This window comes from Bacillus sp. B28, assembly GCF_029536185.1.
GTDB lineage: Bacteria > Bacillota > Bacilli > Bacillales > Bacillaceae > Bacillus > Bacillus halotolerans.
In genome coordinates this window covers 3323494-3336378 of the sequence record NZ_CP120511.1, presented here as the reverse complement: position 1 = coordinate 3336378, position 12885 = coordinate 3323494, and the positions used below count along the sequence as shown (strand labels likewise).

Genomic DNA, 12885 nt, shown 5'->3' with positions numbered 1-12885 from the left:
TAAAGAATAATCATGACGCGTCTGAATGATAATAACGGATGTGTAATTTTAAAATTGAAAGGGCTGGTAAAAATGGCAAAAGTATTGTATATCACTGCTCACCCGCATGATGAAGCGACTTCTTACAGCATGGCAACCGGTAAAGCGTTCATCGAATCATACAAAGAAGCAAATCCAAAGGATGAAGTTGTACATATCGACTTGTACAAAGAAAACATTCCTCACATTGATGCTGATGTATTCAGCGGCTGGGGCAAACTCCAGTCCGGCGATGCACTTTCTGAGAACGAAAAAGCGAAAGTGGGCCGTTTAGGAGAGCTTAGCGATCAATTTGCATCTGCTGATAAATATGTGTTCGTCACACCATTATGGAACTTCTCATTCCCGCCGGTGATGAAAGCGTACCTTGATTCAGTTGCAGTAGCAGGAAAATCTTTTAAATATACTGAACAAGGTCCTGTCGGCTTGTTAACTGATAAAAAAGCGATTCACATTCAAGCGCGCGGCGGCTATTATTCAGAAGGCCCTGCGGCTGAAATGGAAATGGGCCACCGTTACATTGGCATCATGATGAACTTCTTCGGCGTTCCATCCTTCGATGGCATTTTCGTAGAGGGTCATAATGCAGAGCCTGACAAAGCACAGCAAATCAAAGAAGATGCGATTGCCCGTGCAAAAGAAGCAGGAAAAACATTCTAATGAAAAAGCCTCCCTGTATAAAGGGAGGCTTTATTTATTGTTCTAACGAAATGGTCCGTTTCTCTTCACTGCTTTTCACAGCCGCTTCAATGATCCGGATGACATCAATTCCCTCTTCAGCTGTGACAGGCAGCGGCGCGCCTTCGCGTATGCTGTCTGCTATTTTGCGGTAATAGGCAAGGTAAGAGCCGTTAACTGATGGAATGGTTTCTATTTTTTTGTTCTCGCCATGAACAGTTGTCAGCTGACCGTAAGACTCGGGATCATCCGCACCCCAGCTGTCATCCTCCGGTTTTTTCCCGGCTCTGAGGGCATCCTCCTGTCCGTCGATCCCGTATTTGATAAAGCTTGATTGCTGTCCGTGAATTTGATAACGCGGACCGTTTGCCGGGGCGATTGATCCGCCATATAGATTGGCTTGGAGCTTGCCGTAATCCATTGTCAGATGAAAATAATCAACGGTTTCAGCATGTTCTCTTTGAGCCATGACTTTTGCGGTTACAGCTTTAGGCATGCCGAATAAATGCAGTGCCTGGTCTATGATATGAGAGCCGAGATCATACAGCGTACCGGTGGCAGCACCTTCTTTTTCCCGCCATTTTGCTTGAACCTCAGGTTTGTATCGGTCATAGGAGACCTGATATGTATTAATATCTTCTAGAGACCCGTCATCAATGAGTTTCTTAATTGTTAAAAAGTCATTATCCCATCGCCTGTTATGGTATACGCTTAACAAGACGCCTCGTTCGTCGGCCGCTTTTTTTAATTTCTCCCCTTCTTCAGCAGTGGCTGTCATCGGTTTTTCAATAACGACATGTTTGCCCGCCTGAATGCATGCCAATGCGTGCTCGTAGTGGAGGCCGCTCGGAGTGGTGACGATGACAAGCTCAATTGCCGGATCATTTGTCATCTCCTCAAGCTCATGCACTACCTCGGCATCAGGGAAATCACGCTTCACCTCTTCCGTTCGCGATGTCATCACCTTGCTGATATGATACTCATCCAGAACGGCAAGCAGCGGCGCGTGAAAGACCGAGCCTGACAGTCCGTACCCTAATATCCCTACCTGTATCGTATTCACTTTTCTTCTCCCCTTTTAAAAGTGCATTGATAAAGGTATATACCCTTATCTTCAACAGGTAAAACCTGCATAGTGAATTTTTTTGCCGCCGCAAGCTTAGACAACGGTTTGGACAATCAGTATAATGGGAATTAATATATGAAACAGAGGTGTGCGCATGGAGAAGCATAATGAACATAAAGCATTAAACCATAAAAGCTCGAAAGAAAAGGATCAAATTACAAACCGATTGAAACGGATAGAAGGCCAGGTCAGAGGCATTCAAAATATGGTGGAAAACGATCGATATTGTGTTGACATTCTAGTGCAGATTTCAGCTGTTCAGGCGGCAATGCAAAAAGTGGCTCTCCACTTGCTTGAAGATCACGCCCATCATTGCGTAGCAGACGCCATCAAAAGCGGAGACGGGGATCAAGCCATTTCGGAGCTATTAGACGTATTTAAAAAATTAGCGAAATAATGATGTTTTATTATTGTAATACCCTACGGGGGTATGGTAGGATGAAAACAGATCGAATAAACAGGAGGATTTCATATGGAACAAAAAACATTGCAAGTTGAAGGCATGTCTTGTCAGCACTGCGTCAAAGCAGTTGAAACGAGTGTGGGAGAGCTTGACGGAGTTAGTGCTGTTCATGTCAATCTTGAAGCGGGGAAAGTTGATGTCACGTTTGATGCCGGCAAAGTGTCAGTCAAAGACATTACGGATGCGATAGAAGACCAAGGTTATGATGTAGCCAACTGATTCACGGTATCGCGCCTTCATCAAGGCGCGATATTTCTTTCATTTTTATATACCCCCCGGGTGTATATAAAGGAGTGAGTGTATTGAGTGAGCAAAAGGAAATTGCGATGCAAGTATCTGGTATGACTTGTGCGGCGTGTGCCGCAAGAATTGAAAAAGGCCTGAAGCGGATGCCTGGTGTCACGGATGCCAATGTGAATCTGGCGACGGAAACGTCAAATGTCACCTATGACCCTGCTGAAACAGGAACAGAAGCAATCCAAGAAAAAATAGAAAAACTGGGTTATCACGTCGTAACGGAAAAAGCTGAGTTTGATATCGAGGGCATGACCTGTGCGGCATGCGCCAATCGGATTGAAAAGAGGCTTAGCAAATTAGAAGGCGTTACAAATGCTCCGGTGAACTTTGCTTTAGAAACTGTAACAGTTGAATACAACCCAAAAGAAGCGGCTGTCAGCGATTTTAAAGAAGCCGTTGATAAGCTCGGATATCAACTTAAGCTGAAAGGCGATGAGGATAGCGAAGCCGCTGCTTCCAAAAAGAAAGAAGAACGGCAGCAAACAGCGAGACTGATCTTTTCAGCTATTCTGTCATTTCCTCTGCTGTGGGCGATGGTGAGCCATTTTACATTTACTTCATTCATTTGGGTGCCGGATTTATTCCTCAATCCGTGGATGCAATTTGCCCTTGCGACCCCGGTGCAGTTTTTGATCGGCTGGCCGTTTTACGTCGGCGCATATAAGGCGCTCAGAAATAAAAGCGCCAATATGGATGTATTGGTTGCACTCGGAACAACGGCTGCTTATGCTTACAGTCTTTATCTTACGATTCGAAGCCTCGGTTCCCATGGGCATACTGACGGCCTTTACTATGAAACAAGCGCGATTTTGCTGACGCTCATTTTGTTAGGAAAGCTGTTTGAAACGAAGGCGAAAGGGCGCTCATCAGATGCCATTAAAAAGCTCATGAAGCTGCAAGCCAAAACAGCTGCGGTCGTAAGAGACGGACAGGAGCAAATCATCCCGATAGATGAAGTGGCTGTTGGTGATGTTGTTCATGTCAAACCAGGCGAACGAATTCCTGTCGATGGAGAGGTGCTGGAAGGCCGCTCGGCTGTAGATGAATCCATGATTACAGGAGAAAGTCTTCCCGTTGACAAATCTCCCGGTGACAGCGTGACAGGAGCGACTGTGAACGCAAACGGTTTCCTGAAAATCAAGGCTGTTAACGTCGGGAAAGAAACAGCGCTTTCTCATATCATCAAAATTGTGGAGGAAGCACAAGGATCAAAAGCGCCGATCCAGCGTCTCGCCGACCAGATCTCCGGTATTTTTGTGCCAATTGTATTGGGGATCGCCGTCCTCACGTTCCTTATTTGGTATCTTTGGGCGTCTCCAGGTGATTTTGCTGAAGCGATCAGCAAGTTTATTGCGGTTCTCGTCATCGCCTGTCCATGTGCACTGGGCCTTGCCACCCCGACAAGCATTATGGCAGGATCCGGACGGGCGGCTGAATTCGGCATTCTTTTTAAAGGCGGAGAGCATTTAGAAAAAACACATCGCCTTGATACCATTGTTCTCGATAAAACCGGAACAGTGACAAACGGAAAGCCGAAGCTGACTGATGCCATTCCGGCCGATGGCTTTGAAGAAACAGAGCTGCTCCGGTTCGCAGCAGCAGCTGAAACGGGCTCGGAACACCCGCTCGGCGAAGCGATCGTTGCCGGTGTGAAAGATAAAGGGCTGGAGATACCGAAACTGACCCATTTTGAAGCGAAAGTAGGCGCTGGTATTTCAGCCGAAGCCGGAGGCAAAACGATACTCGTCGGCACAAGACGGTTAATGGAGAGCGAACGGATTGAGCATGAGGCTTTTCTTCCTCGGATGGAGGAGCTTGAAGGAGAAGGAAAAACGGTGATGCTCGTGTCCATTGATGGAGCAGCAGCGGGGCTTGTAGCGGTTGCCGACACGATAAAAGACACGTCGCGGGAGGCAGTCACCCGTCTGAAAGAGATGGGTCTGGATGTCATCATGATGACCGGGGACAATCGCAGAACGGCAGAAGCGATAGCAAAGGAAGCTGGAATTGACAGCGTCATTGCTGAGGTCCTTCCTGAGCAAAAGGCAGCGGAAATCTCCCGCCTGCAAAAAGAAGGACGCCAGACGGCAATGGTCGGTGATGGAATCAACGATGCACCCGCGCTTGCCACAGCGGATATCGGGATGGCAATTGGAACAGGCACCGACATCGCGATGGAAACAGCGGACATAACGCTCATTCGCGGCGATCTGAACAGTATTGCGGACGCCATCCGTATGAGCAGACTTACGATGAAAAACATTAAACAAAACTTATTCTGGGCGCTTGGCTATAACAGTCTCGGCATACCAGTCGCGGCCCTTGGATTTTTAGCGCCATGGATAGCGGGGGCGGCAATGGCTTTTAGCTCTGTATCTGTTGTTCTGAATGCGCTGCGTCTGCAAAAAGTAAAATAAAAACCGGTGATTTGCCGGTTTTTATTTTTCATTGACACTTTCTTGGAAAACACCATATAATAGATGTAACTATTATATGAGTATATGCTCATATATGTAATTTCGATACTCACACTCATTCATATGCTTTGATGAGGGAACCCTAAATCGGAAGGTAAGGTGAGACAAATGAAACAAGTGACGCGGGAATATGTTCTGGACGGTTTGGATTGCAGCAACTGCGCACAAAAAATCGAAAATGGCGTCAAAGGCATCAAAGGTGTTGACGGATGCGCGGTTAACTTTGCAGCAAGCACACTGACTGTCTCAGCCGATGGCAAAGAAGAACAATGGGTCACCAATAAGGTCGAGAAAAAAGTAAAATCAATTGATCCTCATGTAACAGTTCGTCCGAAACATAAAAAGAAATCAGCAGATGACGGTTATCGAAAAAGAATGATCAATATGCTGACCAGAATGGCAGCAGCGGTCCTTCTCGGAGCGGCGGCATATTTGATTCATGCCGGCCCAATGCTGGAATTTTTATTATTTTTCGCCGCCTACTTGATAGTCGGAGGAGACATTGTCGTTCGAGCGGTCAAAAATATCAGCCGCGGACAAGTGTTTGATGAACATTTTTTAATGGCTCTTGCTACAATCGGCGCTTTTTTGATTCAGCAATACCCGGAAGGCGTTGCTGTCATGCTGTTTTATCAAATCGGCGAGCTGTTTCAAGGAGCTGCGGTCAGCCGTTCTAGAAAATCGATCAGTGCATTAATGGATATCAGGCCGAATTACGCCAATATAAAAATAGGAGACGGCATCAAGACCGTTTCTCCGGAGGACGTGCAGACAGGAGACATCATTGTCGTCAACCCAGGAGAAAGCATACCGCTGGACGGAAAGGTTGTGCAGGGATCGGCGATGGTTGATACATCAGCGCTGACAGGAGAATCTGTCCCAAGAAAAGCGGCAGAAGGACAAGAAGTCATGTCCGGCTTTATCAATCAAAACGGCGTTCTGCATATCGAAGTAACAAAAGGCTATCAGGATTCCGCAGTATCCAAAATATTAGATTTGGTTCAAAATGCGAGCAGCCGCAAAGCGCGGACTGAAAACTTTATCACGAAGTTTGCCAAGTATTATACACCGGCTGTTGTCATCATCGCCGCCCTGCTGGCATTTGTCCCGCCGCTGTTTATTCCTGGCGCTTTACTTTTTGATTGGGTGTACCGCGCGCTTATTTTCTTAGTCATTTCATGCCCGTGCGCCCTTGTTGTCTCCATTCCGCTCGGTTTCTTCGGCGGAATCGGCGCAGCTTCGAAGGCCGGGGTGCTTGTGAAAGGGAGCAATTACTTAGAAGCCTTACATCAAGTCAAATACGCTGTGTTTGATAAAACAGGCACACTGACAAAAGGCAGCTTTGAAGTGACAGAGATCAAACCTGCGGAAGGTTTTGCGAAGGAGACGTTACTCGAAGCCGCGGCATACGCTGAGCTTCACTCTCAGCACCCGATTGCAGAATCTGTGCGGAAAGCCTATGGAAAGCCGCTTTCCCCGGACACAATCGAGTCATATGAGGAAATATCCGGGCACGGTATTTTCGCAAAGGTGAACGGAAAAGAAATCCTTGCGGGGAACAAGAAGCTGATGGAAAGAGAGCAGATTGAGAACGTCCCGGATGAAAACGCCGGTACAATTGTTCACGTGGCTATTGATCAAAGCTATGCCGGGGCGATCATCATAGCAGATGAAGTAAAGGAAGACGCAAAACAAGCGATCGCAGATTTGAAATCGCTCGGTATCAAACAGACAGTCATGCTGACGGGCGATTCAAAACAGACAGGGGAAACAGTCGGAAAACAGCTCGGCCTCGACGAGGTTTATGCGGAGCTGCTGCCGGAGGATAAAGTGGAGCGGGTAGAAGCATTGGAATTGAAACTGCTCCCGAATGAAAAACTCATTTTTGTCGGTGATGGAATTAATGACACTCCGGTGCTTGCACGCGCGGATATTGGAGCGGCGATGGGCGGACTCGGATCAGATGCAGCTGTAGAAGCCGCGGATGTTGTGCTGATGACAGATCAGCCGTCAAAAATAGCGGAAGCGATTCGGATTGCAAAACGGACTCGGCGAATCGTGTGGCAAAACATCGGCTTTGCTTTAGGTGTTAAGGCCATTTTCCTCTTACTCGGAGCGTTTGGATTCGCGACCATGTGGGAGGCGGTTTTCTCAGATGTCGGTGTTACGCTTCTCGCTGTTGCAAACGCTATGCGCGTGATGCGCTTCAAAATGAGATAATTGTCGGAGAGAATTCACTATTTCGGGCTTTTCTTATAGACGGTTGTCTTGTTAAAATAAAGAAGTGGGTCAATTGAGATCCGCTTCTTTTTTAATTTTAAAACGATGAGGTGTCGGAGTGAAAAAGAAACAGCAGTCTTCTGCGAAATTCGCGGTCATCCTTACGGTTGTCGTTGTTGTCTTATTAGCAGCAATTGTCATCATTAATAACAAAACGGAGCAAGGCAACGAAGCAGTGTCAGGACAGCCGTCTATCAAAGGCCAGCCTGTGCTTGGCAAAGATGATGCACCGGTAACGGTAGTGGAATTCGGAGATTATAAATGTCCGTCTTGCAAGGTGTTTAACAGCGACATCTTCCCCAACATCCAAAAAGACTTTATTGACAAGGGCGATGTGAAATTTTCTTTCGTGAACGTCATGTTCCATGGAAAAGGCTCAACGTTAGCGGCTCTTGCCTCAGAGGAAGTATGGAAAGAAGATCCTGATTCTTTCTGGGCATTTCATGAAAAGCTGTTTGACAAGCAGCCGGACACAGAACAGGAATGGGTAACGCCAGCGGTTCTCGGTGATATCGCAAAAAGCACGACAAAGGTAAACCCTGATACGCTGAAGGATAATCTTGATAAAGAAACATTTGCTTCTGCAGTGGAAAAGGATTCTGACCTTAATCATAAAATGAACATAAAAGCAACGCCTACGATTTACGTTAATGATAAAGTGATCAGTAATTTTTCGGATTATGAAGAAATTAAAGAAACGATAGAAAAAGAGCTGAAAGGGAAGTAAGCGAATGAAAAATAGAATTGTTTTTTTATATGCTTCCTGGGTTGTTGCTCTTATCGCCATGCTGGGCAGCCTGTATTTCAGTGAAATCAAAAAGTTCATCCCGTGTGAACTGTGCTGGTACCAGCGTATTCTCATGTATCCGCTCGTTCTGATTTTAGGAATCGCCACCTTTCAGGGTGACACACGCGTGAAAAAATATGTGCTGCCGATGGCGATTATCGGCGCATTTATTTCGATTATGCATTATCTGGAGCAAAAAGTGCCGGGCTTTAGCGGCATCAAGCCATGTGTAAGCGGTGTGCCTTGCTCGGGTCAATATATTAACTGGTTTGGTTTTGTGACCATTCCGTTTCTGGCCTTGATTGCTTTTATTCTGATCATCATTTTTATGTGCCTTCTAAAAGGCGAAAAATCTGAATAAGAAAAAAGCGCCCGCGAATGCAGGGCGCTTTTTTTACGGTACACATGATAGGCACTGCCAGCGGCAGACTCATGCTGATCGGCGTTTACTGTTTTCCCTCTACATTTATCTTTTTTTTATCATAAAAATGTTATTGATTTTAAGCTGAAGCGGTTATAAAATCTAGAGGTCGTCAGAAAATTTAACAAATATAAAGGGAGTCATCAGAATGGCTTGGGAGCTGCTCAGTGTGATCGGCATCATTGCGTTTGCGGTCAGCGGCGCAATTGTTGCGATGGAAGAAGAATATGATATTTTAGGTGTTTATATATTAGGGATTGTCACAGCTTTTGGAGGAGGAGCGATCCGCAATTTGCTGATCGGTGTTCCTGTGTCAGCTTTGTGGGAGCAGGGTGCGTACTTTCAAATCGCTCTGATATCCATCACGATCGTTTTCCTGTTTCCGAAGCTGCTGCTGAAGCATTGGAACAAATGGGGAAATTTATCGGATGCGATCGGTCTTGCAGCTTTCGCTATTCAAGGCGCCCTGTACGCCGTCAAAATGGGGCATCCGCTTAGTGCCGTTATCGTGGCTGCGGTGCTGACGGGAAGCGGCGGAGGAATCATTCGCGACCTGCTTGCCGGGCGCAAGCCGCTCGTGCTGAAAGCGGAAATCTATGCGGTATGGGCGGCGCTCGGCGGTTTAATCGTCGGCTTGGGCTGGACCGGAAACTCGATCGGTTTATACGCGCTGTTTTTTGTGCTTGTCGTATGCCGCGTTTGTTCTTATATGTTTAATTGGAAGCTGCCAAACCGTTATTTTCGCTTAGATAGCCAGTAAATAAAAGAAACCTCATCCATGTCGGAGAGGTTTTTTTATTGCAGCCAGCTGGATCAAAGTCCTTTCAAATGCTGACCGAGCAGAGCAAAGTTGTTTGAAATTAATAAGTAGCCCAAAATGTATAGCTGATGGTCTTTTTAGTTCCTGTGTTAGTGAATTTGAATCTGTAATTTGTTTTGTAGCTTTTAGAAGCTTGTTTGTAACTTAAATTTGTAGAGCCTTTTTTCTTTGCATAAAAAGTTTTCACATTTTTCCAGCCTTTATTTGTCTTTTGTTGCAGAGTTGCTGTAATTTTCCCGCTGCCTGATCCGTTTGCCGTAATGTTGGCCCAAGTTCCTTGCCCTGGATAATAAATATGAAAAGTTGGCGAGTAAGTATAGTTTTTAAATGAGCCCGAATGATAATGAGTACTCCATATTTGACCTCTTTTAACCCAATCTTTAGCTTCCGCTTTGTTGTTTACTAGGTCAATAGCCGTAAAACTAGTTACGGCTACAACGAAAGCCAGCAACATCATATATAGCTTTTTCTTCACTGAGTATTTCCTCCTAGCTTATTCTGGTTCTTTCTTCATGTTCATATCATAAATCACGAGAAATAATGTAACATCGTCCTAATCTCCCAAATTAGAAACTTTATTTTATTGAAATATGTCGAAATTGGATGAAAAATGACTATTTTACTGCGTCTATAGGTATGATAGCAAGGATGAAAGGCTATTGATTTTAGTTGCTATATGGATGATAATACAGCCAGTTTAGTCACTCTTCACGTGAGATGAACTGACAAACACGGCAAAGCTCTGTATGTTTTTAAAATGAAAAAGATATATTATATCGAAGATTGAATGGAATAAGGAATCGAGACTAAAGAAAGAGAAGCTTCGCAACCTAAAAAAAGCACGTACAACAGTGACGAATGTGAAATCTTAAAATAAAAAACCGATTTCGAGTTGAAATCGGTTTTTTTATGCATATAAATAACCCAAACCTTGAACGATGTTGGGTGAATGTGCTATTATAAATTGTATTTGCCTGTTTTTATCATATATTAAATATATATCCAATTCTATTTTACATTATTTCTTCTTCGTTTGTCAACTATTTTCTGGAGGTGCCGTTCATGAATCAGCATGATAAGGAATGGAAAGAAGAGCAGTCAAGAATAGATGATGTACTGCAGGAGCTCGAGAATAAAGAGCGGCTTCTCGAAACGTCCGCGGGCGGATTAAAGCATGATATTATCGGATTACGAAAAAACTTCTGGGAGGATGTCACGGTTAACTTTGATGACGTCCATGAAGCGGTTGAAACGATGGCAAGCATGAAGCAGCAGGCAGAGCTGCTGTCTGATCGGGAACGGAATCATCGGCATATGGATCAGCAGCTCAAACGAATTCATCAATTAAAAGCATCGCCTTATTTCGGCCGGATTGATTTTATTGAAAACGGCGAGAAACAGGCGGAGCAGATCTATATCGGTTTAGCATCCTGTATGGATGAGCAGGAGGAACACTTTCTGATTTATGATTGGAGAGCACCGATATCAAGCCTTTACTATAATTATTCCCCAGGAAAAGCTGAATACGAGGTTCCCGGCGAAACGATAGAAGGGGAAATGGTGCTGAAGCGCCAGTTTATCATTAAAAACGGCGCTCTCAAAGCGATGTTTAATACTGATATGACGATCGGCGATGAAATGCTGCAAGAGGTATTAAGCCATCACTCTGATACACAAATGAAAAACATCGTGTCCACGATTCAAAAAGAACAAAATCAGATTATCCGAAATGAAAAAAGCAAATTTCTGATTGTGCAGGGTGCGGCAGGCAGCGGAAAAACGTCAGCAGCGCTCCAGCGTGTCGCTTATTTGTTATACAGGAACCGCGGTGTAATTGATGCCGGACAAATTGTTTTATTTTCCCCAAACTTTTTGTTTAACAGCTATGTCTCCTCTGTTTTGCCTGAATTAGGCGAAGAAAATATGGAACAGGCGACGTTTCAGGAATATATCGAGCATCGGCTTGGCCGCAAGTTTCAATGTGAAAACCCCTTTGATCAGCTGGAATATTGCCTGACCAAAACAAAAGATGGCAGTTTTCAATCAAGGCTTGCCGGAATCACGTGGAAGGCAGGCTTATCTTTTCAGCAATTTATTGATGAATACGTCAGCAGGCTGTCTTCTGAAGGTATGATCTTTAAAAATATCGTTTTCCGCGGACAAAAACTGATCACAAAGGAACAAGTCCAAGCGTATTTTTACTCGCTTGATCGAAGCCTGTCCATTCCGAACCGGATGGAACAAACGGCAAATTGGCTGCTGAGTGAGCTTAACAAGCTGGAGAAAAAGGAACGGCGAAAGGATTGGGTCGTTCAGGAAGCCGAGCTTCTCGACAAAGAGGAATATTTGGAAGTGTACAAAAAGCTGCAGGCAAGAAAACGGTTTAGTGAGAGTACATTTAACGATCATCAGAGAGAACAGCAGCTGCTTGCCGCCATGATTGTAAAGAAGGCCTTCAAACCTATTAAACAGGCGGTCAGGCAGCTGGCGTTTCTTGATGTCAAACAACTGTATCTGCAATTGTTTTCTGACTGGGGAAGCAAAGCTCAAACAGAGGCGACGGCAGCAATAGGGGAGCTGACAAGGTCGGCATTTGGAGAAAATAAATTGCTCTACGAGGACGCGTCTCCATTTCTATATTTGCAGGATTTGCTAGAAGGCAGAAAGAAAAACACGCAGATCAAACATCTATTTATCGATGAAGCTCAAGATTATTCTCCATTCCAGATGGCGTATATAAGGAGTATTTTTCCGTCTGCCAGCATAACGGTGCTCGGTGATATCAATCAGTCTATTTACGCCCATGCGATAAACGGTGCACCACGTATGGATGCCGGCTTTGAAAAAGAGCAGGCTGAATGTGTCCGTTTAAAAAGAACGTACAGATCAACGAGACAAATTGTGGAATTGACAAAAACGCTGCTGCAGGACGGGGCGGACATTGAGCCTTTTAACAGAGATGGGGAAATGCCCTGCGTGTTAAAAAGCGAGGGCCGCGAAGATCTTTGTCAAAAGCTTACGCGAGAAATTGGGCGACTTAGAAAGAAAGGGCATGAAACCATTGCTGTTATTTGCAAAACGGCGCAGCAGTCAAGACAGGCACACGCTCAAATGAGCGAATATACCGATATCCGGCTGATTCATAAAGAAAACCAAACGTTTCAAAAGGGAGTCTGTATTATTCCGGTTTATTTAGCGAAGGGAATTGAGTTTGACGCAGTACTTGTCTATGATGCCTCAGAAGAACAATATAGAACAGAGCACGACCGCAGGCTGCTGTACACTGCCTGCACCCGGGCCATGCACGGGCTGACTGTTTCTTCTATCGGTGAACCAAGTCCGTTTGTGAGTGCTGTGCCCCCTCATTTATATAAGAGTGCTGATTGAAAGAGAAGGGAGGCCTTCTCTTTTTCTTCATTTAAATGAGACAAAGGGGTTTTATCATTAATAATCTTAATCGTTATCATCATGTAAATATATTTTACTTGCGGTGTGTC

The 12885-nt window shown here is 45.0% G+C and carries 11 protein-coding genes; 9 read left to right on the top strand and 2 right to left on the bottom strand.

The genetic code is table 11. The features are described from left to right. The first annotated feature begins 72 nt into the window (after positions 1–72). Positions 73–699, top strand: a complete 627-nt coding sequence (azoRB, locus tag P3L57_RS16665; protein WP_059292700.1) for an FMN-dependent NADH-azoreductase AzoRB — start codon at positions 73–75, stop codon at positions 697–699. Positions 700–733: 34 nt separating this feature from the next. On the opposite strand, the gene P3L57_RS16660 is transcribed toward azoRB, so the two are convergent. Then, a complete protein-coding gene (locus P3L57_RS16660; protein WP_069486923.1) occupies positions 734–1780 on the bottom strand; it encodes an oxidoreductase in 1047 nt (348 codons plus the stop codon). Positions 1781–1937: 157 nt separating this feature from the next. On the opposite strand from P3L57_RS16660, the gene csoR reads away from it, so the two are divergent. The 7 genes from csoR to P3L57_RS16625 all read left to right on the top strand — a co-directional run bounded on the left by csoR (position 1938) and on the right by P3L57_RS16625 (position 9328). Continuing rightward, on the top strand, positions 1938–2240 hold the full coding sequence (csoR, locus tag P3L57_RS16655; protein WP_024122845.1) for a copper-sensing transcriptional repressor CsoR: 303 nt from the start codon (positions 1938–1940) through the stop codon (positions 2238–2240). A gap of 75 nt (positions 2241–2315) precedes the next feature. After that, on the top strand, positions 2316–2525 hold the full coding sequence (gene copZ, locus P3L57_RS16650; protein ID WP_044159112.1) for a copper chaperone CopZ: 210 nt from the start codon (positions 2316–2318) through the stop codon (positions 2523–2525). An 83-nt stretch (positions 2526–2608) separates the two neighbouring features. Further along, entirely contained in the window at positions 2609–5020 is a 2412-nt protein-coding gene (gene copA / locus P3L57_RS16645) for a copper-exporting P-type ATPase CopA (RefSeq protein ID WP_059292552.1), read from the top strand. A 168-nt stretch (positions 5021–5188) separates the two neighbouring features. Continuing rightward, entirely contained in the window at positions 5189–7300 is a 2112-nt protein-coding gene (locus tag P3L57_RS16640; RefSeq protein ID WP_069486924.1) for a heavy metal translocating P-type ATPase, read from the top strand. A gap of 118 nt (positions 7301–7418) precedes the next feature. Further along, a complete protein-coding gene (locus P3L57_RS16635) occupies positions 7419–8087 on the top strand; it encodes a disulfide bond formation protein BdbD (RefSeq protein ID WP_069486925.1) in 669 nt (222 codons plus the stop codon). Between the two features lie 4 nt (positions 8088–8091). Next, on the top strand, positions 8092–8508 hold the full coding sequence (locus tag P3L57_RS16630) for a disulfide oxidoreductase (protein WP_059292555.1): 417 nt from the start codon (positions 8092–8094) through the stop codon (positions 8506–8508). Positions 8509–8716: 208 nt separating this feature from the next. Next, a complete protein-coding gene (locus P3L57_RS16625) occupies positions 8717–9328 on the top strand; it encodes a trimeric intracellular cation channel family protein (RefSeq protein ID WP_044159108.1) in 612 nt (203 codons plus the stop codon). Positions 9329–9428: 100 nt separating this feature from the next. Here the strand turns inward: P3L57_RS16625 and P3L57_RS16620 are convergent, their stop codons facing one another. Continuing rightward, positions 9429–9863 carry a hypothetical protein gene (locus P3L57_RS16620; RefSeq protein WP_059353548.1) on the bottom strand — a complete coding sequence of 145 codons (435 nt, stop codon included), beginning with the start codon at positions 9861–9863 and terminating at the stop codon, positions 9429–9431. A gap of 587 nt (positions 9864–10450) precedes the next feature. On the opposite strand from P3L57_RS16620, the gene helD reads away from it, so the two are divergent. After that, positions 10451–12775: an RNA polymerase recycling motor HelD gene (helD, locus tag P3L57_RS16615; protein ID WP_069486926.1), complete on the top strand. Its 2325-nt coding sequence runs from the start codon at positions 10451–10453 to the stop codon at positions 12773–12775. Positions 12776–12885 lie beyond the last annotated feature (110 nt).